We start from the raw sequence: 26,253 nt of genomic DNA, 5'->3' as shown, positions 1-26,253 counted from the left end.
TTATTCACCCAGGTATTGAATGGTGATTTGGTATTTAAAAGCATGTTGTTGAATGCTAATCGGCTCTCGCAGGCCATTACGCTGAAGATAGGCGATCTCGGTCACCAGCTTGCCGCTGGCGTTGCGCAGCTCGCGCTGATTACCCTTATCGACGATCGTCCAGCCATTCGGCAGCCGCGCCCGCCAAGTTTCAAGCGGCCAAAGGCTAAGCATGACATCGGCCAACACCTGGCTTGCCGGTGGTAATTGAGGAACGATGATAGATTGCTCGGCGTGTAACCCATTCTCATCATAGGTAAGCTTAAACAGCCGAATTCCCACGGAGGAAAGCCCGGCGAGGGTGATTTTCTGCTCATCAGCATGCAACATGACCAACAGCGACTGGCTTTTGCCGTTGAAAGTACCGGTCAGCAGTTGCTGCTTATCGATCGCAGGTGACAAACCAGGCGCAGGCAACACCACGCGGGTGCCCGGTTCTAGCCAGGCCTGTGGGAACGTGTCATTCCCCGGAGCAATCGAATGGCTGCAGCCGGCTATCCCCATCACAACGAGCAGCGCAGCGAATCGCCAGCAATTACGTACCATCATCTTTTTTCTCTTTTTTTATTTGGCATCGCCAGTGGTGAAAGTAGCCAGGCGACGAAAATTCCGCTGACCAAAACAATTCCGAAACAGCTGATTGCCTGCGTGTCACTGAACAACAACATGCCAAGCGTTAGCAAAGTCGTCATCATCGCCAACGTAATGGCTAGCAGCGAAGTCAGCGGCGTCCCCTGCGGGTTACTGAAAAACAGTGTGTAATTGATGCCAATGCCCAATACCAGCACTAATGCCAACAGCGAGAATAGGTTTACGCTATACCCGCAAAACGAGAGCACAGCCAACCCACATCCCAGCGACAACAGGGACGGTATCAGGCTGACAAGCCCTTTACGCCACCCTTGGCGAACCATCGCGCCACAGGCGATCACAACCAACGCGATACCCAACAACCCCGTCAATACGGAACGGTAGAGCGCGAAGAGCGAATCAAAAGACTGTTTGCGGTCCACCCATGCCACACCGGCCTGCTTGTCCGCCAGCTCTCCCAATTGATTGCCTGACGTTACACCATCGACGGGAACCAGCGCCCCACTCTGGCCGTTGGGCAGAGTCAGCCACAACAAACGCCAACCTTCGCTGATGCTGCTTTCCAGCCATGTGGGTACGGAAACCGGCATTGCGTTCAGATCGGGGTTAGCCATATCAAGCCCCGCATTTTTTAGCGCAAGAAGCACGGTTGGTGCCGCGTCACGCAGCAGACGTAAATCCTGCTCTTGGCGCGCCAGCGAATTAAGGGGGATCGCGCGGAAATGGCTAATCATTCCCTCATGTTGCGCTCGCTCCAGGTGCGGCAGGAAAGTTTCCAACCGCCGCAGTGTCTGTTCTGGAGTAGCGCCATAGACCACGAACCATTTTTGATCGACATTTTGCCCGATCAATCGGCTAATCTTGTTCTCCTGCGCCAGCAGTGAAGACGGCAACGCCTGCAGTTGGGAAATATCATCATTCACACGCAACGTGGCAATCCCAGCCATTGACAGCAGAGCCAAGGCCGTCGGCACCCCTACGCGCACTGCTTTATTGCGCCGCCAGGCCGCCAACCAACGCAGCATCACCCCCATCGCCGGAACCGGCCGCACCGGTAAGCCGCGGCACAACCAGGGATGCCAAAAAAATACGGTCAGGCACGATGCGCTAAGTCCGATGGCGGCAAACACGGCCATCTGGCGAATGCCGGGGAAAGGAGCCAACATCATGATTAGATAGGCCGCCACCGTCGTCAACAATGCCAACAAAAGCGCTTTGCCAACCTTCGTCAGGCTTTGCCAGGGCGACATGACCGCGCCATGCACCATGCGTTCGGTCAGATAGTAGAGCGTATAATCGGCAGAAATCCCGATGATGCTCATGCTCATCACCAACGTCATCAGGTGCAGTTCGCCATACAGCACCAACGTGGCCACCGTCCCCGCCAATGCTCCGACGCTGAGAGAAAGTAGACACAACAGCAACGGTCGCAATGAACGAAAGACCACGATAATTAACAGAACCACGCCCAGGATCGTGGCAGCGCCGAGGGTGGCGATATCCCGCTTCGCTTGCTGGCTGGCGTAGTCGCTGTAGAACACCGTCCCCCGAGAAAGCAGCTGCGCCTGCGGATAGAGCGCCTTCAGTGACGCTTCCTGTACCGCGAGCTCCGCCACCAAGCGATGGGTTTGTTGCATATCGAAGGAGTCACCCACCAGCTCCCCGTGTAACAAATACCAGTAGTTTTGCTGCTCGTCCTGAGTGACAAGCCAGCCATCCATCAGCCGCAGTCGCTGACCGTTTTGCGCAAGCGCCAACTGGGAGCCACGCATCAGCATCAATGGATCGTTCCGCAACTCTTTGCCACTAACGCCAGAAAAAGCGGAATAGAGCTGTGACAGAACCCATTGCGCTTGCGCTTCACCGCCATTTTGCAAGCGCATGCGAGTGGCGCTATCGATAAGCCCGTTGCGGTGCTGCCAGAAAAAGGCTCCCCAGGCTTTCTGGCTTTCGGCGTTCATCTTTCCTTTAACTTCAGACAACGCGGGTGACTGTTGAAGTTGCGCCAACCACGTTTCTGCTACTCGCGGATCCGGCTGTTTACCGGGGCTGACCAACCACACTACCTGTTTATCCAGGCGCTGCATAAAGCCGTCACTTATCGCGAGCGGAACCGAACCCAGCGCCTGCTTGGGCAGCATCGCCAACACGCTGCTGTTCAAACGTGCGCCCGGCAGCAACGCCAACAACACGCCGAGCAGCATCAAACATACCAATCCCCATAACAGGGCGAGGCGGCGGGAATTAGTCGGCGGCAAAGCGTTGGCGTTCGTCATCAGTCAGGGTCGCAGGGGTCAGTCGATGTTGAGAAAGTATAATTTCCGTACGATCGCCTTGTTTATCATAGAGCTGAATAGACTCCAGATAAGTTTCACCAGACAAATCGATTGAGGAGAAAATTTTATCCAATGGCGTGGTCGTCGGCGTCAGGCGAAGTACCCAACGCCCCTCTCCCTTATCCTGAAAACCTACGCGGAAATTCTGTTCCAGCGCCTTGCGATCGGCCTGAAATAGTCCGCGCAACAGATGGTTAAACTGGAACATCTGCGGATTATTTTCGGCGGTAACCGTTTGTTGAGGCTGGCCATTCACCTGTTGAACCATACGAAAATCGTTCAGCATCAGCAGCATGGGGAAAGGACTCTTTTGATCCCACAACAACCCTTGATCGCGGGCAAGCAGCATTTCCCCCTGTGAGCGAAGCGGTTGCGGCATGTCCTTAATCGTACGCGTCTGTGCGAAATGAGCCCGGATCACCGGCTGCCCGGTAAAACGTTGCTGAAGCTCATCCAGCGTGACGGCATGCACCCACGGCGCCAGCAAAAGCAGGCATAAAGGCAAAAGTCTCATGGCGCTACTCCCATTCGTTCAAACAAAATATCTGGACTCACGAAGCACATTTCACGGCTTTTCTCTTCTACCGCAACCTGAATGGTGTAACCCGTTGTGGTCCGTTTCGCAGTCAAGACATCGAATATCTGGTAAGCGATGCGCAAGCGGTTTTCATACTCTTCCAACTGTGCGCGAACGCGGATGCGCTGCTCAAATGTCAGCACGTCGCGGTATTTCACCCGAGTATCGACAACCGGCCAAACATACCCGGACGCCTGCATTTGCCGGTAACCGTAATCAAACTGGTTCAGCAGCGCCTCACGAGCGATCTCAAAATAACGAAAATAGTTGCCGTGCCACACCACTCCCATCATGTCGACATCATGAAACGGGATGGTGAGTTCAACGTCAGCCGTAAAGCGAGGGTCGTTAAGCACCCATTACTCCTTATCGGCGGTGTCAGGCAGCCGCCAAAAATCGAAAAAGTTAAACCAGTCCAACGGGGACATCAGTGCGAAATGTTCAAGACGGGCAGCATAGCGATCGATAGCCAGCTGAAGGGCCTGTTGACGTTCAGCTCGCGGTAATGGCAGCGGATCGGCGAAAGCCTCACAATGTATGTGCAGTTTTCCCTCCCGTTGCAAAGCAAAGATCAACAATACCGGGCAACGCAGCAGTGCGGCTAGAATAAACGGCCCTTGCGGGAAAGGCGCGGGCTGCCCCATAAACGAACTCCAGCTGACGCGCCAATCGCCACCACGCTGCGGATTTACCGCAATGCGATCGCCAACGATAGCCACCCACTCACCGCGATCCAATTTATCCTTCAGCAACATTGCCGTTTCAGGGCCAATGTCATTCACCGGGAGCAGGTTTATTCCCGCCTGCGGCGCCATTTCTTCCATCACCTGTTTAAAGCGTTGGGCGTTTTCGCTGAAGACCAGGGCGTTCACCACTTTCCCACCTTGCCGCTGCGCCAGCGCCCGACACGCTTCCACATCCCCCAGGTGTGAAGCCAATAACAGCTTCCCCTGCGTACTGGCGCTGTTTAGTGCCTCTTCCGCCCCCGGAGCAAAAACGATATCTCGCCCCAATTTCAGCTCACCCCGCCAACCGGCGACCTTATCCAACATGGCGTGCCCAAATCGCAGAAAGTGGCGGTAGCTATTCAGATACGGGGGAATTGCCTGCCGGCGCAAAACAAGCTGTTGACGTACGCGTGCAAGCCACTGCCGGGATGCCCGTCTCGGCGCCGCCGCGCTCAACCAATAGACGCCAACCACCGGCCACAGCAAAAGCGAAAATGCGCGGCGACCGAGCAACCGCCACACCGCTAACATGAAGCGCATGCCCCACATTCCTTTGACTTCCGCTTGTTTCGCCCAATGCGCATTTGTGCTGCGACATAACAGTGAAGGAATGCGCGGCAACATGCCGAAAAATAAGCGGGTGTGCATCATCGAAATACGAACGTTGTCCTTCAATGTATCGAAATGCGATACACCATCCTGGGGATAGGTCACTCGCGTCGGGACGAAATAGCTGGTGTTACCCTGCCAATAAAGGCGCACCATCACCTCCGTATCGAAATCCATCCGCCTCCCCAGTGAAACGCGCCCGGCAAGCCGTAAAGTCGGGGCTAACGGGTAAACGCGAAAGCCGCACATACTATCTTTCAACTGCAGAGAAAGCGTTTCAATCCATACCCAAACATGCGTCACCCAACGTCCGTAGAGGCGCGCTCGCGGCACGGAATCATCGTATATCGGCAACCCGGAAATCAGCGCTTCCGGATACCGTTCGCTGAGCGCTAACAGTGCAGGGATGTCTTCAATCGCATGTTGCCCATCGGCATCGACCTGCACCGCATGGGTAAAACCAGCGCATGCCGCCGCCTCCAAACCGCGAATAACGGCCACGCCTTTACCAGCGTTGACATCCAGACGAACCAGAGTCACTCGTTCATATTGCTCAGCCAGAGCATCAAGCTCCCGCCGCGTGGTGGCATCGCTGCCGTCATCGACGATGATGCAAGGCAAGGCCAACGGCTCAAGACGTGACAGTACGCGCGCCATCATCGCGCCGTGGTTGTAGCAGGGGATCACGACACAGGGAAAATAACTCAACGACATAACCGGATTTTCCCGCTGCTGGCGGTATGAAGGGTTGCGCCATCATGCCGCAAGTAAGCGAAAGTAAGGCTGCCTCGCTCCTCATGCCAATTGAGCCTCAGCGTCACTCGATTTTCCGGCAACAACGGCGCTTGAAATTTGACGTTCTGAATACTGTGGAAGTAAAAACCCGGCGTGAGCAACATCGCGGAAAAATGCATTACCCAGTCGAGTTGCGCTACGCCCGGTAACAGCGGCTGCACGGCGAAATGCCCTTTGAACCAGAACAGTTCCGGCTCAAGAGAAAAGGTGATCTCGGCTTGACCAGGCTGCGGCTGGTGGCATTCGATTTTATGGGGCGTCATTGAAAAACTCCTGTAATTGCGTATCAACGCGCTTATTCATGCTGTTTACCGGGATTTCATTAACCACCCGCCAATAACGAGGAATAGCCATCGGCTCAAGCCACGGGGACAGTGCACGACGCCACGACAACTCCAACGCGTTACCGTGCTTTTCTCGCCAGGCATCCTGCCGTTCACGATCTAACACCAGCAGTGCGCCGATACCTTGGCGTCCTCGACGAACAACCGGCAACGCCGCCGCGTCCTGAATGCCGTCCAGCGCCATCAGCCGGCGTTCAACTTCACTCAGTGAGATGCGTTTTTCTTCTATTTTCACCACTCGTCCACGGCGCCCTTGCAAACGGAAACGGCCATGCCCGATAAACTGCAGCTCATCATCCAATAATTGCCCGTCAGGTTGCGCAATCAACGGTGATACGGCGCGGAAGGCATCGCCCTCCGCCGTGAGCCTCACCCCCGGAAACAGTTGCCACGGAATGTCATCTTGTTCACGGTAGCGCCAAGCAAGAATGCCGGTTTCAGTACAGCCGTAAATTTCATCCGGCCAGACGCCAAGCCATGCCTGCGTCGCCATAACGTCTTTCCATGGCAACATGCCGCCTGCGGAGAAAATCATGCTGACCGATGGCGCAGCCAACCGGGGATCGAGCCGTTTGAGGAAAGCAGGGCTGCTGACGAATAGATAGCGATAAGAACGATCAAAAGCGGCCAGCTGTTCGGCGTAATGAACCATTGCCGCATGCAGAGGTAATCCCTGCGACATAGGCAAGAAAATGCGAAACGTGAGGCCATAGAGATGCAGGGGAGCAACTGATGCCACCACACGGCAACCGTCCAACTGCCCAGAAAAGCGGGTTGCCAACAGCCTGGCTTCATAATCCAGAACCGCGACCCGCTTAATGACTCTTTTGGGTTGCCCGGTGGATCCGGAAGTAAACAGTTCGATGCTGGCGTCATCGGCGATCGCCGGTAGACATATCTTCGTCGGCGCCGACTTTTGGGCTGACGCCACAACGAGCAGCCCCTCGCTCCAGCACAGTTCGGCATCACTTAACACGCCGCTGAACAGCGACCGTTGCTCCTCAAGCAGTGAGAGCCGGCGATGGCCTGGGATCACCGGTGTTTTGCCGGCGTACAAGACAGCCAACAACGCCACAATGAACAAATAGCTGTTTTCAAAGCACAGCGCCCAGCGATCGGCTTCTTGCTGACGCAAACGATCGAGCAATATCGATACGTCATAGCGCAATTGGCCGAGTGTCCAGGTCTGTTCGCCAAGCCAAGCAATGGGCGTTTCATCGGAGCGCGATGCACTTAACCATTGCGACAGTGAAAGAGGGGGAGTCATCGCACATCTCGCTGCATTACTCGACGACGCACCAACCATTCGCCGGCCATCAGCGCGCCTATCAGCAGATAAGCAATCATGCCGTTCCACATTGTCCAAAGCGCCATATCTCCATGCAAGGCGGTTAAACAGGCCATGGAGCCGTTGAACACGAAAAAGATGCACCAGACCTGGGTAACTCGACGCGTATAACGAACGCCTTCGGGCGGCAGCCGCGGCTCGCGCAGCCGAGCCAAACGCTCAACCAACGGCATATCACTCCACAGCGAACCCCCAAAGCCGCACAGCATCACCAAATTGACAATTACGGGCCACCACAGCAGCAGTTGATGGGCGCGTAACAGCGCGCTGGCAACGCATAACGCAACCCCAGCAAATGCCACGTACTGCATAATGCGATGCATCGGCCCGGCTTTTCGCCGCAGCTGACGTAAGCGTAGAAACAGCATCAGTGCCATCGATGGCAGCAGCCAATGCAGGCCGTCATGCAGCAGGCCAAACCAAACCAAAAACGGCCAAGCTAACAATATTAGCGCCATCATAACCTGTAGCACCGACAACCTTTTCCCCTGCACGATGGATCAGGCTTCCCGCAGCAAACGTTCTACCGCTTCGACGACATCTTGAACGGTTCGCACAGCTTTAAACTCTTCCGGTTTGATCTTCCTGCCGGTTTTCTTTTGCAATTGCACAATCATGTCGACCGCATCGATGCTGTCGAGCTCAAGATCTTCATACAAGCGGGCTTCCGGTGTAATCGACGCGGGATCAATTTCAAAGAGTTTGATCAGAAGCGCGGAGACTTCTTCATAAATAGCGTGTTGTTCTGTCATGGCGGATTCTTTCTCAGGCTCGTTGCGAATGAATAAAAGAAGCCAGCGTTGCTACAGAGTAAAAGTGCTGGCGCATTTCTTCACTTTCGGCGGAAAGCACGATGCCGTACTTATTTTTTACCGCCAGCCCGAGTTCAAGCGCATCGATGGAGTCCAGTCCTAATCCTTCCCCGAACAGAGCCGCCTGCGTTTCAATATCATCCGCCGTCAGCTCCTCCAAATTCAATGTATCAATAATGAGATTTTTAATTTCTAGATAAAGCGCTTGCATCATTAAGTTCCGAAAAAGGTATTTCAACGAATTGTAATTGTTGCGAAAGGTACCGGTTCAGCTGCCTTGCCGCCAATGCCGGCTCTGGTGTTTTGCCATCATAAAAATGCTCGATCGGCACTCGACCGCGTACTTTGATCTCAAAGAGCGGCTTTGTAAGGGGGACATCGTACCATTTGCTCTGTTTATCCAATAAATGTTCACTGCAGCAAATCGCCACAATACGCAGATCGCGGCGGCAACGGACGGCAATATTGGCCGCCCCGCGCTGCAGAGACATCTTTTTCCCCGGTTCGGTACGCGTGCCCTCAGGAAAAATTAAAAGGGTGTCACCACGCCCCAATCTTTCCTGACACTGTGGCAACAAAGTCTCAGCCTGGCTGTTAACCAGATAATCCGCTGCACGAATCACCCCGCTGACAAACGGATTTTTCAGTAATGCACTTTTCACCAGGCAATCCGTTTCCGGCATCACGGAAGCCAGCAGCACATAATCAATCAACGTAGGATGGTTCGCCACTACCAGACAGCCGCGTTCATTACGCAGGCAATCGGCGCCATGGATACGGTAATCTAATACGCCAATGCTCCTCGCCACCGTCAAGAACAATCGAAAACTGGCTGAAATACTGCGCCGCGCTATGCGGCAGCGCTTATTGTCATCACGTACAACAAGCAACAGCAAATTAAACCAGGTCAGGGAAAGCAGCAGCCCGCCGAGCCCGAATAACGCGAAGCAAAACCCGGTCATTACCAGGCGCCAGATGCGATTTAATCCGGTTACAGCATTCATTTCATGAGACTCCAACGCCACTGCACTCGTTCTCCGTCAATCGTAAAGTGGGGCGTCTGCGCGAGATAGTGCCTTAAAAACCGCAAGCTTTGCGGCAAAGACATTTCATTGCCTGCATAATCACTCTCCGTGGAGCATTGCAACGTATCCCCCGCCTCAAACAGCAGCGCCACGGCATACGCCCAGGTGGGCATTTGCGCAGGCAGCCCCGGATGGTAAAACGCTGGGATCACACCATCAAAATCCACCATCAATACACGCTGATGGCCGGCCTGCAGCAAGCAAACCACTTCACAAAGCCCTTGCTGAAACGTATCCATGCCAGCAGAAAGCGAAGAAGATACTATCGGTTGCCTAGCAACGATCGTCAGATTTCCAACCGCGGAATTATGAACCGACATGGTAAAATCCGTCGGCGAAACAGACTGGCCGGTCGCCAATGCATGGAGGATACGGTAGTTGCGCTCCAGCTCCCCGTGACGGCTGGTATAGAGCACTGCATCAACGGCATGACGACGAAGCAAAGAAAGCCCGCAATCAACCGCCAGCTTACTGCCGGAGCTCAAGCGACGCGCGGCCATCATCGGCAATTCATCAGGCAACGCCTGAGGCGCGCTCGGATCAATGGCATCAGGCTGGTGCGCCCATGCAAGCCACTGGGACACGGCGCTCAGGCCGGGTGCTCGTGCCTGCCAGTCGACAATGTTCAAGGCAAATTTCATTAATGCAAATCCGTGGTGTATCCGTTATCCCTGGCACAACGCGCCAAACTGACGCCTCTTTTCAAGTCAAATTTTCTTGCATATGAGTAAGGTATGACCAACACCGAGATGATCGACGCGTTGTTCCACCTCAAATCCTGCCGCTTCCAGGTAGCGATAAAATTTCTCTACGCTGTAAAAACGGCTATTACCGTTAGCCATGCACGTGAAATAAAGCGACGTGGCGTTCAGGCTGAATGACGCCGCCTCAAATTTTTGCGCATCCCAGAACAGCTCCATAACGCACAACCGAGCGCCGGGTTTCATCACCTTAGCGATACGCTCCAACATGCCAATTATCTGCTGCGGAGCGAAACAGTCGAGGAACTGGCTCATCCACCAGATATCCGCTTCGCCAGGCAAGGTGGCCTCTTCGAGCATATCAACCGCATGAAAGCCAATGCGGTGAGAAAAACCGGCATTTTCGACATTTTGGCGGGCAAGTGCAATTTGTTGCGGCAAATCCAGTATCGTAATCGTGACGTCGTCATCGTATTGGCAGCAACGCAGCGCCCATTTTCCCGTATTTCCCCCAACATCGTACAGGCTTAAGGGTTTGCCGGCGAAAATATGCGGCAATGCCGCACTAAAGGCCGCATCAGAGTAGTAATGATCGAATGCAAACCAACTTTCGCGAGCTGGGGATGGTAACTGGGACAGCACAGGATAGATAGTTTCCGTGTCACTGAACACCTGGAGCCCCGCAGGCTTGGACTCCTTCAGCGCTTGCGCCAGAAAGAACAACCCCTGGTAACAGACATCCTGTGTGAAATCCATATTCACACGGGTCATCGCGTCATGCAGCAGGAAGTGCCCCACTTTGGACAGGCGGTAGCGCTCGTCGCGACAGATAATGATGCGGCCACTCAATCCCATATCCAACAGCACGCTGGTGGCATAATCATTCAGACTGCTATTAGCAACGATTTCATCCAGAAACGCGCCTTGTTCACCTTGCTTATCCAGATAGGCCAACACCCCCCCAATTGCGCAAACAAAGCGCCGTTTGAAACAGCATGGGAGCGAAAGCTATGCGTTGCGCTTCGGTTATGGCATCAAGCGCATTAAAGGTGTCTTGTTCGTACATAACGATGATAAGCGTCCTGTGCTAAAAATATTTATCGGGCCATACTTGGCCCGACTAAAAAGATATTACTGCAGTGCATTCGTGGCGAGACTGACCTGAATATCTTTATCCAGATTGCGTACCCAACGATTATAATTCTTATGAATCTTACCTTGAGAAGCGAGCAGATTCTGGCTGCTGTCATAATCGATAGAATAAGCTGTTGCCGAGTAGGTAATACGCACCTCCGCACTGTGATTGCGGTTTTGCTGACGCGCCTTGATGACACCTGGCCCCACATCATTCATGATCCATTGGCGTTGGGCGCCAGCCTTAAGGATTGCGTTTCTGACTTGAGCCTCACTATGCCCGGCACTAACCGTCGAATGAACATTATCAACGGGTGCTGTACGCGCGCATCCCACTAAGGCCACCGCCACGGAAAATGCGATTAACAACTTGGAAACCCTTTTCATACAACCTCCATATTAAAGTAATTCTGATAACTTTCATCAATGGATAAATGAATACCGGCACACTCACCGCCAGATGAAACCGCGATTTATTTATTAACCGGAAACCTTACTGTATTTCAAAATAAATTCATCAGCCATCGGCAGGCTGAAAAATCAATATAAAAAACTGAAAGACTCGCAATTCAATGAACTATTGGACAGGTTTAACTTGTAACCATTAAATATTCATTTAAGCTATCGGTGATTACATCGATTAAATTAACATCATCAAAGCGCTTATTCATGTCCATCAGCTCCGGCCATTAAAGTACTCCAATCAATACCCTTACTCAAGAAAAAATGTAACCAAATTATACCATCCCTCTGGCTCTCAAAGCCAAGCATGGCTGGCTAAATGGGAACTGCAGGGATAATGGCTGATACACCTGCACAGGCCGGTTAATCAGCATCGTGTAGCGAGACATTCTTGAGCTCAACGCGGCAATATCGCGCACTCTTTATCCAGCAGCGACTCTACCGAAGCGCGGTTGCCAACGTCCCAGCCGCGCTTCGAGGCCAGCAAGATAAAACCCCGTTGGCCGGCAAACGTGGTGGGCACTAACGCCACGCCATATTCCGCCAGCTGCTGCGGCGACAGATGGAAATAACCCGCCAGATCCTTAATCGGGTAAATGCCCATCGCGGTTGGCTGCATCACGCGTCGGGCATAGTAAGTGTGGCGCAACAGCTTATCCGGCAAAGGCCGCCATTGTTCCTGTATGTAGGGGCGTTCCGCCTGCAATTGACGCCGAACATCTTCGCGCAGACAGGTCAGGTGAATATGCAATTGGTTCTGGCTACGGCCGTAAGCGGAGTTGATCGCCATGCCCAACATATCATCCGGCACCGGCCCGCCATACTCGGCGGCCAACCGGTAACGCATCAGCCATGCATAGCCAAAATAGTCCGTCCGTTCCCCGGCCAGCAGCTGCGGGCTTTCAATACCGGAGAGCGGCGCCGTCGGCACCAGGATGAAGTGATAGGGATAACGCGGGTTTTGCAGCACGCTGAAGCCCTGCGCTTTCCCCTGCGGCATATAAATCTGCTCACACGGGGCCGGATCGCGCTTTTGTTGATAGTTGGCCATGCAGAGCTTATCGACCACGCCCCACAGCGCATCGGAACGGGCGCACCCCGTCAAGGAGAGAACCCCCAGCACCAGCAGCCAACGCCGGGTAGACACACCAAAGCACGCCATCGTCATCTTTCTCGGCATCATCGCCGCACAGCACTCTTTGCGCGGGCGAGAGAAAACTCAAAATGGGGAATGAACAAGGGGCCAATGCGGCCCCTTGAGGAAAAATTACGCCGTGCCGCCGACGGTCAGCGTGTCCAGTTTCAGCGTCGGTTGGCCGACGCCCACCGGCACACTCTGGCCTTCCTTGCCGCACACGCCCACGCCTTTATCAAGCGCCAGATCGTTGCCGACCATCGAAATCTGCTGCATCGCCTCGATGCCGGAGCCGATCAGCGTCGCCCCCTTCACCGGCTTGGTGATACGCCCTTTCTCGATCAGATAGGCTTCGGTGGTGGAGAACACGAACTTGCCGGAGGTGATGTCCACCTGGCCGCCGCCAAAGTTCGGCGCGTACAGGCCGTACTCGACGCTGGCGATGATCTCTTCCGGCGTCGATTGGCCCGCCAGCATGTAGGTATTGGTCATGCGCGGCATCGGCAGATGCGCATAGGACTCGCGGCGGCCGTTGCCGGTCGGGGCGACGCCCATCAGCCGCGCGTTGAGCTTGTCCTGCATGTAGCCTTTCAGCACGCCGTTTTCGATCAGTACGTTGTACTGGCCCGGCACGCCTTCGTCGTCGATCGCCAGCGAGCCGCGGCGCCCTTGCAGGGTGCCGTCATCCACCACGGTGCACAGCTCGGACGCCACCAGCTCGCCCATATGGCCGCTGAACACCGAGGTGCCGCGCCGGTTGAAGTCGCCTTCCAGGCCGTGGCCCACCGCCTCGTGCAGCAGTACGCCTGGCCAACCGGCCCCCAGCACCACCGGCATATTGCCGGCCGGCGCCGCCACTGCGCCAAGATTGACCAGCGCCATGCGCACCGCCTCTTGGGCATAGATATCGGCGCGCACCTCGCCGTCGACGGCTTCCAGGAAGTAGTCATAGCCGAAACGGCCGCCGCCGCCGCTGGAGCCGCGCTCACGCTTGCCGTCCTGCTCCACCAGCACGCTGACGGAAAGGCGCACCAGCGGGCGAACGTCCGCTGCCAGCGTGCCGTCGGTGGCGGCTACCAGCACCTGCTCGTAAACGCCGGTGATGCTGGCGTTCACTTCCTGCACCCGCGCATCGGCGGCGCGCGCCACCTTGTCGACGCGGTGCAGCAGGGCGATTTTCTCTTCGCGCGGCAGGCTTTGCAGCGGATCGAGCAGCGGGTACAGCGCCTGATAACCGATTTCGCCCAGAGTATGCGCCCGCCCGTCGCCCTGCTCGCGCACGATGCTGCGCGCCGCCTGGGCGCTTTGCTGCAGCGCATTCAGGGTGATCTGATCGGCATAGGCGAAGCCGGTCTTCTCGCCGCTGACGGCGCGCACGCCGACGCCCTGGTCGATATTGTAAGAGCCATCCTTGATGATGCCGTCCTCGATCACCCAGGCTTCGTGATAGCTGGACTGGAAATAGAGATCGGCGTAGTCGATACGGCGTTCTGCCAGTTGACCCAGTACCCTGTACAGGTCTTGATGACTCAGCTTGTTGGTAGCGAGTAACTGCTCACTGACAAACGTCAGGCTCATAATGGTTTCACTCTTGATTGGAGGATTACTTGTCAGACGGCGCCGTCAGCGACGTCTGGAATCGGTTGTGCTGCAGCACCGGCATCTGCGCACGAATATTTTTCAGGCTTGCGGCGTCCACACGCACCTTCAGTGCCGCCACGGCGTCCGCGTTCTCGGCCAACACCTTGCCCCAGCCGTCGACAGCCATCGAGTGGCCCCAGGTGCGGCGGGTCGGCCCGTGGCGCCCCACCTGCGCCGGCGCCAGGATCATGCACTGGTTTTCGATCGCCCGGGCGCGCAGCAGGATTTCCCAATGCGCCTCGCCGGTTACCCGGGTAAAGGCCGCCGGCACCGAAATCAGTTCGGCGCCCTGCGCCCGCAGCGCCTGGAACAGCGCAGGGAAGCGCAGATCGTAACATATGGTCATGCCCAAACGCCCGACCGGCGTATCCACCACCGTCAGGTGCTGCCCGTGCTGGTAGGTATCCGACTCGCGGTAATGGCCGTGCGCGTCGTTGATGTCCACATCGAACATGTGCAGCTTGTCGTAGCGGGCGCGGATCTCACCCTGCTCGTCGAACAACAGGCTGCTGGTGGTGATAAGCTCCGGGTTCTCACGGCTGACGAGCGGCATCGAGCCCACCAGCAACCACACGCCATAACGGCGCGCCAGTTCGCGCACCGCGTTCTGCAGCGGACCATCGCCCTGTTTTTCCGCCTGTTGGCGATAGGCCGCGGAGTTGGCGAACAACAACGCGTTCTCCGGCGTCATGACCAGTTTTACCCCAGCATTGAGCTGCTTGATCTGCTGTTCAATCTGGGCCAGGTTATCGCGCACCTGATCGCCACTGCACAACTGCAACAACGCAACGTTAGCATTCCTCATGACGCCTTATCCTCCTTTGCCTTACGAAGTACCTCATTGATCTTCGGCTGGTCGAGATCGCCGCTGATATGGTAGCGAATCAGCGAAATCTTGCTCCACAGCGGCCCCAGCACCTGCGAGGCGGCAAATACCGCCGCGCCGACGATCGGGTTGACGACAAACGCCGTGGCCACGCCGACGGTCGCTGAAATCGCCGGCGCCACCACCGCTTCCATATCGATGCGGCGGCGCGCCAAATCGATCTGGCCGCTCATAGCAATATCCGCCGCCAAGCCGTCGATCAATAGATTATCTGTATGCATTATGCCATCTTTCAGCCAGGCGGTACTGCGGATGGAATCAAAGTAGAAGCCTTTGCCGAAGGTATCGCTGAAATCGAACTGCAGCTTGCGCAGCAGGGCATCGAAACTGACCAGCCGCAGCAGCTGACCGGCACGGCCACCGCCCATACTGTCGATTTCACCCTTGCCCATCTTGACCTGCAGCGCACCGCTCAGCGTATCGACCCGTGGCTGCCACGGCGTGCCATGCCAGTACAGATCGAAATCCACGTCATAAGGCGCGCCCTTAAGCGGAATGGTGATGCCGAAGAAGGCGGCGGTTTCATCGATCTTGCCGCCAAGCAGCTTGCCTTTCAGCGAGCTGCGCTCTTCCTGCGCATTTTGTTTCCACAGGCCGGTGGCGGTCATGCGCCCTTTGCCGGTATCGACCAGGCCGTGATCCAGCGTCAGGGTATCGCCCCGATTGGTCAGATCCGCCTCGACCCTGCCGAGGTTCTGCCCCAACACCCAGCACGATTTGCAGCGCAGCATCAACGAAGGCCAGTCGCGGAAGGAAACGTTCTCTGTCGACGGCGGCGGCGTGCCCGCCGCGTTTTTCGTCTCTGCGAACTGCGGGTTGTAATACAGGTAGTTGATATCGGCGCGCCACGGCCCGCGATCGGCCACCCGCAGGCTACCATCCACTTCGTCGCTCTTGGCGCTCACCAGGGTAGCGCCAAGCTGTTTCTCGGCCGACAGCGTCAGCTTATGCCAGGCCTGGCCGCCCAACAGCAGCTGCGGCGTGGTCAGCGCCACGGTGGTGGGGAAGCTGAAACCGCCCACCTGACCGCTGCCGCCGCCCTGTTTCAGCGCCGGTGCCAGCAGCGCCAGCCACTGCTCGCCGTCCAGCGCTGGCAGGTTCAACGTCATCGACTTGCCGGCCGGCAGAGGCGGGGTGCCGCCCCCGTTGGTTTGCCAGGCGGCGCGCGCCAGGTTCACCTGTTTTTTATCGAAGTTCCATTCGCTGTTGAAGCGGTTCTGTTTGCCCGCGCTGCCGGTCAACATAAAGCCGTTCAAACCGCCTTTGACCTTGACGTTCACCGGCAGCGCCTCTCCCGACGCCTTGTCCAGTGGCGAAGGTAAGTGACTGCTCACTTTCTTCAGGTCTGCGTCAAGGCCGATATCGTAGCTGGCCGAGCCCTGATGCGGCAGCGTGATGGCCACCTGGCTCTGCCAGGGCGCACTGCCGCTGAGCGCATCGGCGGCCTCTTTTGGCAGGCCGGGGAACTTGCCCGGCTGCCAGTCTCCTTTCAGACCGACGTTGATCTTGTAGTCACGCTCGCCTTCCTGCGTAGTGAAGTTGACCGCCACCGGTTGCCCGAACCAGTTGGCCGACAGGGTGTCGCTCTCCAGATTGCCATTGTCGAAGCGGAACTTGCCGCTGAGCTTCTGCAGCTCGCTTTCCAGCGGTTTTATCAGCAACGAATTGTTGTTCAGCGCCACTTCACCGGTGGCTCTGACCTGCTCGCCGTCCAGGGGGATATCGAGATGTAAGCGCCCACTGACATCACCCCCAATCTGCAGCTGATCCAGCGCCGCCCCCAGCGAATCGTGCAACGGTGTCTGCATGAAGTAGTCATGTACGTCGCTGCCCGCACCCGCGACTTCGGCGTCGATCAGCAACCGCTCTTTCAGGTAATCCGGGATCACCGCGCTGATATTTTTGCCCGCCACCTTGCCCAAGCGGGTTTGCGGCGCATGCATCCACAGCCCCTCGTTGGCGAAATCGAGATCGATCGCCAAATCGGTCAGCGCCGGCCAGCCCGGTTGGAACTGGAAGGTGGCGTGACGCAGCGGTACGAAGACTTCGAACTGCCCTTCGTTTTTGCGGTACGGGAAATGCTGCGGATCGCCGGAATAAATCAGCGTGGCGTTATCCACCTGGCCGCCCTGAATGGCGCCGCCCAGGTAGTCCACCAGATGCTTGCCCATCAGCGGTTCCGGGAAATAGCGCCAGGCGTCGGCGCCGTCATACAGGCGGATGCCCGCCAGGATATTCAGCCACGGATCGCCCTTGGCCGGCTGCTGATAACGGAAATCGCCGTTGACCCACAGCGACTTCGCCTTGACGTCCAGCCCCTGACTCGCCAGCTCCCAGCCTTGATCGTTGTAACGCCAGGTCAGCGCGCCACGCGCGCTGCTGATTTCAAGCGGGGCGCGGAACATGTCGCCGTAAGGCAGGGTGCTGTCGGTGAGCCCCAGCGTCAGGCGGCCGTTCTCCACCCCGCCACTCAACGCGCCGGAGAAGTGGTTGACGCCCGGCAGCAGTTCCCAACGCTGCCAGCTGACATCGCGCCACAGCGCCTGAAAACGGCTCTTTTCCGGCTGCTTGAGCGGGATGTCCAGCGCCAGCGCTTCCATCTTCCCCTGCGGCTGCAGATCGTTCCAGCGATCGAGCACGTCCGGGCTGAGGAACGAGAAGGTCGGCAGCAACGCCGATAGACGCTCCAACTGAAGATGGGTCGCGCGCACCCGCAGCTCTTCATTCTGCGCCGGCCCCATAAATTCGGTGTTTTCCGGCAGCCACAGCGCAGAAAGCGCGCCCTGCGGCCAGGCCTGGCCGTCGGTGCTCAACCGCAGCTGCGGCACGTCGAGCTGCCAACCGGTGCCCTGGCGGCGCAGCGACAGCGCCAGATTGTCTACGTCCAGCCGGTGCTGCGCGGCGCCGGTATTCCAGTTGGCCGCCCCCTGCTTGAGCAACGCATGGCCGCCGGCGATCTCGCCGTTTTGCACCTGCAGCCAGGCTGCCAGGCTGAAGTCTGCGCTTTCCAGCCCGGTGTTGGCGCGCAGCCAGCGGGTAAACCAGGGTTTCATGTCGATGTTATCGGCCTGCAGATAGACCGTGCCGGTGTCCAGCAGGCCCTGATTATCGCGCAGGTCCATGCGCAGCTGCACCACACCGTGCTGGCCGTTCAGCGTCGACAGGCTGATCTGCCCCTCGGCGCGGTGGCGATCGCGGCCGTTGAGCCAGGTCAGTTGGGGAATGTCGAATTCGGCGCGCGCGCCGGCGGGCGTCAGGAACGAGATACGGCTGTCGCGCAGATCGAAGTGGTCGAGCTGGCGCAGCATCAGATCGCTGATTTTACCGGGCTCAAGGCCGTCGCCCTCACGATCGCCGCCCAGCGTGGCGTTCAGATCGAGGCGGAATTGATAGAAGGTCAGATCGCGGAACTGCCAGCGCCAGTGCAGCAGCGACTGCCACACGTCCAGCGCCAGCGTCACGCGTTCGATATGCACATCGCTTTTGGGCAGCGTAACGCTCAGGTTGCGCACTTCAAGCTGTGGGCCGAACGTTTCCCAACTGCCCTGCAGGAAATCCATCTGCACAGGCACACCGGATAGCTTCTCCACCTGCGCCAGCAGTTGAGGACGATAGTCGTTCAGCTTCGGCAGCATCAGGCGCAGCCCGCTGATCAGCAGCGCCACAATCACGATTAGGGTGGCGCCTGTTGCTAACAGAATCCCAGGCAGTCGCCTCACGCAGTTCTCCTTGCTCCGCTGCCTGGCAACGGGAATATCTATGCACTGACGGGCCCGGCGTGCCGGGCCCCTACCGATGTCGGGCGGGCTACATCATGACGACGTCGAACTGCTCCTGGCTGTACAACGGTTCGATCTGCACCTTCACCTGTTTGCCGACGAAGATCTCCACTTCGGCCAGCGCATGCGACTCTTCGCTCTTCAGCGCTTCGCCAACCGCCGCGGAGGCGTACACCAGGAAGCGATCGGAATCGTAAGCATGGTGCACGCGTACAATCTCGCGCAGGATCTCGTAGCACACGGTTTCCACCGTTTTCACGGTGCCGCGCCCATTGCAAGTAGGACAATCGTGACAGAGCACATGTTCAATGCTTTCACGCGTGCGTTTACGCGTCATTTCAACTAAGCCTAGCTGAGAGAAGCCGTTGATCGTGGTTTTTACCCGATCTTTACTCAATGCCTGCTCCAGCGAGTGCAGCACCCGGCGGCGATGCTCTTCGTTGTTCATATCGATAAAGTCGATGATGATAATGCCGCCCAGGTTGCGCAGCCGCAGCTGGCGCGCGATGGCCTGCGTCGCCTCGATGTTGGTATTGAAGATGGTTTCGTCGAGGTTGCGGTGGCCGACGAAGGCACCGGTGTTGATGTCAACGGTGGTCATCGCCTCGGTCTGATCGATGATCAGATAGCCGCCGGACTTCAGCTCCACCTTGCGCTCCAGCGCGCGCTGGATTTCGTTTTCCACGTCGTACAGATCGAAAATTGGCTGGCTGCCGGTGTAGAGTTCGAGCTTGTTGGTAATGTCCGGGATGTACTCGCCGGTAAACTCCACCAACAGATCGTGCGTCAGCCGCGAATCGACGCGAATGCGATCCAGCGCCGCGCCGGCGAAATCGCGCAAGATGCGCTGCGCCAGCGCCAGCTCGCCGTACAGCTTGTATTTGGTCTGGTTGCGCTTCTTGCGCTCCATCACCTTGGTCCACAGGCGTTTGAGGAACGCGGCATCCTGCGCCAGCTCTTCCTCGCCGATGCCTTCCGCCGCGGTGCGGATAATAAAGCCGCCCAGCTCGTCGCAGTGCGGCGCAACGATGGACTTCAGGCGCTCGCGCTCGGCTTCGCTGTCGATGCGCTGCGAAACGCCGACGTGCGCCGCGCCCGGCATGAAGACCAGATAGCGCGAAGGCAGCGTAATGTCGGTAGTCAGACGCGCGCCCTTGGTCCCGAGCGGATCTTTCACCACCTGCACCATCAGGTCTTGCCCCTGGCGCACCAGCTCGGCGATGTCGCGCACATGAAAGTTTTTCCGCTCGTCGCCGGCGACGCATTCGGTATGCGGCATGATGTCGGAGGCGTGCAGGAAGGCGGCCTTGTCCAGGCCGATGTCGACGAACGCCGCCTGCATCCCCGGCAGGACGCGGCTGACGCGCCCTTTATAGATATTGCCGACGATGCCGCGTTTGGATTCGCGTTCGATATGAATCTCTTGCAGAATGCCGCCATCGATATAGGCGACCCGCGTTTCAGACGGTGTGATATTAACCAGTAGCTCAGCTGTCATGCCTTCTCCTCAGAGCCGGTCGATAATGGCAGCGCCCATCAACCGGTTCTTACATCACGTAATGCGACAAAATTACTGAGCAGCTCATGTGTTTCGACCAGCGGCAGACCGACCACCGCGTGATAACTCCCGGTTATCGTTCTGACGAAACAACCACCCTTTCCTTGAATTCCATAGGCGCCCGCTTTATCCATCGGTTCGCCCGTAGCAATATAGTCGCGGATATCCTGTTGTGACAGGCTGCGGAACGTCACGTCGGTCACCACCAGCTGGCAGCGCACGTCGTGGCGATCGGCGATCGCCACCGCCGTCATCACCTGATGCTGTTTGCCCGACAGAGCCGCCAGCATGTCCGCCGCATGGGCTTCGTCGCGCGGCTTCTCCAGCACCCGGCCGTTGAGCACCACGATGGTGTCTGCGCCCAGCACCGGCCGATCTTCCTGCGCCAGCGCCACGCCCGCCTTGGCCTTGTCCTGCGCCAGACGGCGCACATAGGCCTCTGCGGCTTCGCCTTCCCGGCGCTGCTCTTCGGTATGCGTCAGCAGAATGTCAAACGACACGCCCAACAGGGTCAACAGTTCACGTCGACGTGGGGAGCCGGAGGCCAGATAAAGCGAAGTCATTGATATACCCTTACTGTACGGCGAACTGACGGCGGATTTTGCGCATCAACAGGAATAACCACGGCCACAAAATGCCGTTTACCACACTACTCCAGAATACCTCTGGGCGGAAAGAGACGTTGATCACTAAAAACTCAGCCCAGAACACCACCACATCCATCGACAGCGACAGCAGCACGACGATCAGCGCCTGTTGCCACAGCGCCATATTGCGGAACAGTTGGAATTTGAACGCCACCAGATAGGCGATGATGCCCAGCGCCAGCGCGCGTACGCCCAGCGTAGAGCCGAGGATCAGATCCATAATCAACCCCAGCACGAAGCCGGTACCGACGTTGACACGATGCGGCAAGGCCATTACCCAGTAGATCAGAATCAGCACCAGCCAGGAAGGCCGGAACATGTAGATCTGCTCCGGCCACGGCATGATTTGCAGCACCAACGCCACCAGGAACGACAGCCAGATGATCCAGCGCCCGTGGCTGCGGTAACTGTTCATTGCACCACTCCCGCCGCGGCAGGCTGAGCAGATGGCGTAGCGCCGGCGGGTTGCGGCGCTACGCCGGTAGCCGGAGCCGGCAGCTGCGGCCCGACCGAACCGGCAGGCGGCAGCACCTGCGGCATCATCTGCATCAGGCGCTCATTGGCCACGCGGTGCACTTCGTCCGGCGGCAACGGCATGTCGCCGTTGCGATCGGCGCCCCACAGCAGCAGCAGGTAGCGCAAGCGCTGCAGACCGGCGGTCGGCCGCGCCTGAATCACGGTGTAAGCGCGCTGATTGTCGACCTTGACCGAGGAAACTACCGCCACCGGATAGCCTTCCGGGAAGCGGCCGCCGAGGCCGGAGGTCACCAGCACGTCGCCAACGCGGATATCGGTGTTGTTCGGCAGATGCTCCAGTTGCAGATCGTCGGCGCAGCCGCTGCCCGCGGCGATCACTCGAATATCGTTACGCAGCACCTGAATCGGCAGCGCGTGCGAGGCATCGCAGATCAGCAGCACGCGGCTGGTGACTTTCGCCACCGCCACCACCTGGCCAACCACGCCCTTGTCGCTGATCACCGGCTGGCCTTCATAGACGCCGTTGTCCGACCCTTTGTCGATAACGACCTGGTCGCTATACGGATCGGAACCGGTGGAGATCACCTGGGTGACCATCTTGTGTTCGTCCTGGCGCAGCGGAGAACCCAGCAGCTCGCGCAAGCGGGCGTTTTCCTGCTTGAATTGGCCAAGAAGAAGAATATCGCTGTTTTTCAGCAGCAGTTCCTGCCGCAGAGCGCGGTTTTCCAGCTCCAGCTGTTGGCGGGTGGCCAGCGTCTCTGACACGCTGTCCAAAACTTTACGTGGCCCGTTGGCCAGAAAATAGAAAGGGCTGACTGCGGTGTCCATGTAGTTGCGTATCTTCACGAACGTGCCGAGCCGGCTGTCGGCAACGATCAGGCCAATGGCCGCAATCACCGCCAAAAAAAGTCGCAGTTGCAGGGAAGGCCCCCTGCTAAAAATCGGCTTCATAAATTATGCGAGTTCCTCGACAACAGAAAGAGGAACCGTACCCGATTTTCGCTGTGCGCATTCATCCGATACGATTCCTCCTTCCTGGGGCTGACTATTCTTCGCTGAACAAATCGCCGCCGTGCATGTCGATCATTTCCAACGCCTTGCCGCCACCGCGCGCCACGCAGGTCAGCGGATCTTCCGCCACCACGACCGGAATGCCGGTTTCTTCCATCAGCAGGCGATCGAGGTTGCGCAGCAGCGCGCCGCCGCCGGTCAATACCATGCCGCGTTCGGAAATGTCGGAGGCCAATTCTGGCGGGCACTGCTCCAGCGCAACCATCACCGCGCTGACGATACCGGTCAGCGGCTCTTGCAGGGCTTCGAGGATTTCATTGGAGTTCAGGGTAAAGCCGCGCGGTACGCCTTCAGCCAGGTTACGGCCGCGCACTTCGATTTCGCGCACTTCGTCGCCCGGATAGGCAGAACCGATTTCGTGCTTGATGCGCTCTGCGGTGGCTTCGCCGATCAGCGAGCCGTAGTTGCGGCGCACATAATTGATGATGGCTTCATCGAAACGGTCGCCGCCGATGCGCACGGAAGAAGAGTACACCACGCCGTTCAGCGAGATCACCGCCACTTCAGTGGTACCGCCACCGATATCCACCACCATGGAGCCAGTCGCTTCGGAGACCGGCAGACCTGCGCCGATCGCCGCCGCCATCGGCTCTTCAATCAGGAACACTTCACGCGCGCCGGCCCCTTGGGCGGACTCGCGGATAGCGCGGCGTTCAACCTGGGTCGCGCCGACCGGCACACAGACCAGCACGCGCGGGCTTGGGCGCATAAAGCTGTTGCTGTGAACCTGTTTGATAAAGTGCTGCAGCATTTTTTCAGTCACGAAGAAATCGGCGATCACGCCGTCTTTCATCGGGCGAATAGCCGCGATGTTGCCGGGGGTGCGGCCCAGCATCTGTTTGGCGTCATGACCGACGGCCGCGACGCTCTTTGGGGAGCCGGCACGATCCTGACGAATGGCAACCACCGAAGGTTCATTCAGTACGATGCCTTGCCCTTTAACATAAATCAGGGTATTGGCGGTACCCAAGTCGATGGACAAGTCGTTGGAAAACATGCCACGAAATTTCTTAAACATAACGAAAGGATAATCCTGCAAGCTGGGGGCGGAAAATAAAATCCGCCTACTTTACCAACCACACGAAGCAGCGACAAGGCGCAAAAACGTTCTACTTCGGTGAAAAATAGTCTGTATTGTTTCTGCTCGAATGCACGGAAATTGGATGAGGCCTGAATTCCCTGAACAAAGGCTCAGTTTACCACCCTGTCAACGCACGAAACGGCGTAACACAGCTCATAAAATCTAACATATTCCCTGATTGCCGCCGATGGTAAGCACCTACCAACGCCAACCAGATAAAAGCTGACAAGAGCCTATCTCAAATAGGCGTCGTTGTCGCAGGCAGATTGGAGAAAACTCCAAAATGACGGGTGACATGGCCCAGATGGATCCGGCGCTCATTCTACGTCAATTTTTGTCCGGCAATCAGCTTAAACACGATAACGACGTGAATATTTTTTACGCCCCGCGTCGATAGGTTCCGGCGATGCGAAAAAGTCGCCCTGCCCGCCGTGGATCCCCCGCTCTTTCAGCGTCTGCCATTCGTTGCGCGTACGTACGCTGGCCGCGAACACCTGAGCACGCGTGCCCGCGCAGGCGCCGGTCAGGCTCTGCACGAACAGCTGGTTTTCGTCCCGCTTATCGATGCTCCGCACCAGCCCCGGGTGGAGCTTGACGATCTCCACCTGCAGCGACTTGATATAGGACGTACTGACCACGGTTAACCCCGCTTTGGACACCGCGAGACGGCAGCCCAGCCCTGACAACAGCCTCAGCACCGGACGCAAACGGTCGATATGTTGACACACATCTGCCTCCGCAAGTTCAATCAGAATTCGCCGGCGTTGGCTTTTTTCGCATTGCAACAGCGTATCGCGCAGCCAGCGCTGGAAAGAGCGCTGCAAAATCGAGTCCACGCACAGCGGAAACGCCAGCGTTTCCTCGGGCCACTGCGCCAACAAGGGAATGATGCGGCTCACCTGTTGGCGATCGTAACTCTCCGCCAACCCCAACTGCTGCACCAGCGGCATATATTCCGCCGGCAGCAATTCCTGGGTGCCGTCATAGATCCGGCTCATGATCTCACGATGGTGCACCTCGCCTTCCACGGTCACCGCCGGTTTCTGATACAGCCGCGGGCCGCCGCGCGCCAGCACCTGTTCCAGCAGCGTGCGCCACTTGACGCTGCCGCGCCCCTTTTCCGGCACCTGGCTGTCGTACACATACCACCCGTTTTCGCCCTGCAGCGTAGCGTGGCGCGTCGCCTGCTCCGCATAGTCGATTACCTGCTCGGTGGTTTGACCGCTGCGGTACGCCACGATGCCGATGTGCAGGAAGGCCTCGCGATCGATCAGCGCCGTGGAAGGCAAGGCATCGATGGCGTTGACCAGCTGTGAAGCGATGCCGTCGGCTTCCTTCAGGGTTCGATGCGGCAACAGCACGGTAAAATCGCTGTGGAAGTAGCGCGCCAGCAGCGCCGACGGGTAGCGCATCACGAAGGTAGACAGCAGGTTGACCAGCGAATACATCAGCTCTTGCACCGCCATGCTGCCGTGCGTCTCGCGCAGGGTCTCGAAGTCGGGCAGCCGCACCATCATCACGATGCCGTGCGAGCCTTCATCTTCCAACTGAGTGGTCAATTGGTTATCGAAAAACAGGCGATTATTCAGCCCGGTTTTGGCATCCTGCGCGGCGAAGGCGCGGATCAGCGTATCGACCCGGCTGCGCTCTTCCCGCGCTTCCGCCAGATCGGCCAGCAGGCGGTCGAGCGCGCCGCTGACGTTGGCTGGCCACTCACGCACGTCGCCCTGCATGACGTTTTCACGCTCGCCGTTCAGAATGCGCCGCGCACGGCGTTCCAGACGATCTTCGCCGTCGGCCTGCTCACGCAGCCAGCGCAGGCTGAACAGCAAAACCACCACCATGACGACGATCGACAGCGTGACGGCGGCGGTGGATTGCAGCGTGCGCACGTCGCTGGCGAAGGGATCGAGGTAGGTGATGTGCAGCGTACTGCCCGGGTGCTGCAACAGAGTTCGCGAGACCTGACGATAGCCGTTCAGCGCATCCCAGGGCTCTTTTTTCAGCGTCGGCAATTTATAGTCGAGGAGCTTGCTGGTACCGGCCTCTACGCGGATCGACACAATGCCGAGCGGACGCATGACAATCGGCAACCATTTCTCCTGATCGCGCGGCGATTCCTGCAACATGGCTTGATCGAGAGAGGTGACCAGCGAATCAAAGCGGCGCTCCTGGCGATCCTGGGTAACGTAAAAGAAGCTGTATGAGCATCCCATCAGCATCAAAAACATCGCCAGCGCGACCAACAGAGTGATCAATGCAGAGAGTTTGGTGGTAAATCGCATCCCTGTGCCTTGTCCGCTATGGTTAAGTGAGTGTTCACCCTTTAGCTAAAAGGGGCCGTCCAACCCTAACAAGCCTTGCCGAGGAATTAAACCTGCAAGCGCCGTTTTTGTCCTTTATCAGGACTTGGGCCG

The 26,253-nt window shown here is 57.6% G+C and carries 23 protein-coding genes and 1 pseudogene; all 24 read right to left on the bottom strand.

Going from position 1 to position 26,253, the window contains the following annotated elements:
* Positions 1-588 carry a DUF3261 domain-containing protein gene (locus QMZ29_RS20135; RefSeq protein WP_004144509.1) on the bottom strand — a complete coding sequence of 196 codons (588 nt, stop codon included), beginning with the start codon at positions 586-588 and terminating at the stop codon, positions 1-3.
* Complete coding sequence (locus QMZ29_RS20130; protein WP_049204349.1) at positions 585-2,906, bottom strand: MMPL family transporter; 2,322 nt, start codon at positions 2,904-2,906, stop codon at positions 585-587. Before QMZ29_RS20130 ends, QMZ29_RS20135 begins: the two co-directional genes overlap by 4 nt.
* The gene (locus tag QMZ29_RS20125; protein ID WP_025304403.1) at positions 2,875-3,480 is read right to left on the bottom strand and encodes an outer membrane lipoprotein carrier protein LolA; all 606 of its coding nucleotides are present in this window, start codon (positions 3,478-3,480) and stop codon (positions 2,875-2,877) included. The genes QMZ29_RS20130 and QMZ29_RS20125 overlap by 32 nt, the downstream gene beginning before the upstream one ends.
* A complete protein-coding gene (locus QMZ29_RS20120) occupies positions 3,477-3,899 on the bottom strand; it encodes an acyl-CoA thioesterase (protein ID WP_025304404.1) in 423 nt (140 codons plus the stop codon). Before QMZ29_RS20120 ends, QMZ29_RS20125 begins: the two co-directional genes overlap by 4 nt.
* Positions 3,900-3,902: 3 nt before the next feature.
* Positions 3,903-5,594 carry a glycosyltransferase family 2 protein gene (locus QMZ29_RS20115; protein WP_025304405.1) on the bottom strand — a complete coding sequence of 564 codons (1,692 nt, stop codon included), beginning with the start codon at positions 5,592-5,594 and terminating at the stop codon, positions 3,903-3,905.
* Positions 5,585-5,938 (bottom strand): ApeI family dehydratase, encoded by a 354-nt coding sequence (locus QMZ29_RS20110; RefSeq protein WP_025304406.1) that lies wholly within the window; start codon positions 5,936-5,938, stop codon positions 5,585-5,587. Before QMZ29_RS20110 ends, QMZ29_RS20115 begins: the two co-directional genes overlap by 10 nt.
* Positions 5,925-7,286, bottom strand: a complete 1,362-nt coding sequence (locus tag QMZ29_RS20105; protein WP_261425087.1) for an AMP-binding protein — start codon at positions 7,284-7,286, stop codon at positions 5,925-5,927. The genes QMZ29_RS20110 and QMZ29_RS20105 overlap by 14 nt, the downstream gene beginning before the upstream one ends.
* Complete coding sequence (locus QMZ29_RS20100) at positions 7,283-7,861, bottom strand: COG4648 family protein (RefSeq protein WP_127146315.1); 579 nt, start codon at positions 7,859-7,861, stop codon at positions 7,283-7,285. Before QMZ29_RS20100 ends, QMZ29_RS20105 begins: the two co-directional genes overlap by 4 nt.
* A 6-nt stretch (positions 7,862-7,867) precedes the next feature.
* Entirely contained in the window at positions 7,868-8,119 is a 252-nt protein-coding gene (locus tag QMZ29_RS20095; RefSeq protein ID WP_025304409.1) for an acyl carrier protein, read from the bottom strand.
* A 13-nt stretch (positions 8,120-8,132) separates the two neighbouring features.
* Complete coding sequence (locus QMZ29_RS20090; protein WP_049204340.1) at positions 8,133-8,390, bottom strand: phosphopantetheine-binding protein; 258 nt, start codon at positions 8,388-8,390, stop codon at positions 8,133-8,135.
* Entirely contained in the window at positions 8,365-9,183 is an 819-nt protein-coding gene (locus QMZ29_RS20085) for a lysophospholipid acyltransferase family protein (RefSeq protein WP_025304411.1), read from the bottom strand. Before QMZ29_RS20085 ends, QMZ29_RS20090 begins: the two co-directional genes overlap by 26 nt.
* A complete protein-coding gene (locus QMZ29_RS20080; RefSeq protein WP_261425078.1) occupies positions 9,180-9,905 on the bottom strand; it encodes a beta-ketoacyl synthase chain length factor in 726 nt (241 codons plus the stop codon). Before QMZ29_RS20080 ends, QMZ29_RS20085 begins: the two co-directional genes overlap by 4 nt.
* Before the next feature lie 66 nt (positions 9,906-9,971).
* A pseudogene (locus QMZ29_RS20075) lies at positions 9,972-11,031 on the bottom strand (methyltransferase).
* Positions 11,032-11,096: 65 nt separating this feature from the next.
* Positions 11,097-11,486 (bottom strand): hypothetical protein, encoded by a 390-nt coding sequence (locus QMZ29_RS20070; protein WP_025304414.1) that lies wholly within the window; start codon positions 11,484-11,486, stop codon positions 11,097-11,099.
* Between the two features lie 472 nt (positions 11,487-11,958).
* The gene (locus tag QMZ29_RS20065; RefSeq protein WP_043142154.1) at positions 11,959-12,723 is read right to left on the bottom strand and encodes a CDP-diacylglycerol pyrophosphatase; all 765 of its coding nucleotides are present in this window, start codon (positions 12,721-12,723) and stop codon (positions 11,959-11,961) included.
* Positions 12,724-12,828: 105 nt separating this feature from the next.
* Positions 12,829-14,274, bottom strand: coding sequence for a metalloprotease TldD (tldD, locus tag QMZ29_RS20060; RefSeq protein WP_025304416.1), 1,446 nt, complete (start codon positions 14,272-14,274; stop codon positions 12,829-12,831).
* 25 nt (positions 14,275-14,299) lie between these two features.
* Positions 14,300-15,142, bottom strand: a complete 843-nt coding sequence (nit1, locus tag QMZ29_RS20055) for a deaminated glutathione amidase (protein ID WP_038629939.1) — start codon at positions 15,140-15,142, stop codon at positions 14,300-14,302.
* Positions 15,139-18,942, bottom strand: a complete 3,804-nt coding sequence (gene yhdP, locus QMZ29_RS20050; RefSeq protein WP_261425066.1) for an AsmA2 domain-containing protein YhdP — start codon at positions 18,940-18,942, stop codon at positions 15,139-15,141. The genes nit1 and yhdP overlap by 4 nt, the downstream gene beginning before the upstream one ends.
* Before the next feature lie 88 nt (positions 18,943-19,030).
* The gene (gene rng / locus QMZ29_RS20045; RefSeq protein WP_025304418.1) at positions 19,031-20,500 is read right to left on the bottom strand and encodes a ribonuclease G; all 1,470 of its coding nucleotides are present in this window, start codon (positions 20,498-20,500) and stop codon (positions 19,031-19,033) included.
* Between the two features lie 38 nt (positions 20,501-20,538).
* Positions 20,539-21,123 (bottom strand): Maf family protein, encoded by a 585-nt coding sequence (locus QMZ29_RS20040; RefSeq protein WP_004936921.1) that lies wholly within the window; start codon positions 21,121-21,123, stop codon positions 20,539-20,541.
* Positions 21,124-21,133: 10 nt separating this feature from the next.
* Positions 21,134-21,622: a rod shape-determining protein MreD gene (gene mreD, locus QMZ29_RS20035; RefSeq protein WP_004936918.1), complete on the bottom strand. Its 489-nt coding sequence runs from the start codon at positions 21,620-21,622 to the stop codon at positions 21,134-21,136.
* Positions 21,619-22,635 carry a rod shape-determining protein MreC gene (mreC, locus tag QMZ29_RS20030; protein WP_025304420.1) on the bottom strand — a complete coding sequence of 339 codons (1,017 nt, stop codon included), beginning with the start codon at positions 22,633-22,635 and terminating at the stop codon, positions 21,619-21,621. The genes mreD and mreC overlap by 4 nt, the downstream gene beginning before the upstream one ends.
* A 94-nt stretch (positions 22,636-22,729) precedes the next feature.
* Positions 22,730-23,773 (bottom strand): rod shape-determining protein MreB, encoded by a 1,044-nt coding sequence (mreB, locus tag QMZ29_RS20025; RefSeq protein WP_003855260.1) that lies wholly within the window; start codon positions 23,771-23,773, stop codon positions 22,730-22,732.
* 413 nt (positions 23,774-24,186) lie between these two features.
* Complete coding sequence (gene csrD, locus QMZ29_RS20020; protein WP_025304421.1) at positions 24,187-26,121, bottom strand: RNase E specificity factor CsrD; 1,935 nt, start codon at positions 26,119-26,121, stop codon at positions 24,187-24,189.
* Positions 26,122-26,253 lie beyond the last annotated feature (132 nt).

Origin of the sequence: Serratia sp. PF-27 (assembly GCF_030053255.1) — a bacterium.
GTDB classification, from domain to species: domain Bacteria; phylum Pseudomonadota; class Gammaproteobacteria; order Enterobacterales; family Enterobacteriaceae; genus Serratia; species Serratia bockelmannii.
This window is presented reverse-complemented; position numbering and strand designations above follow the sequence as displayed.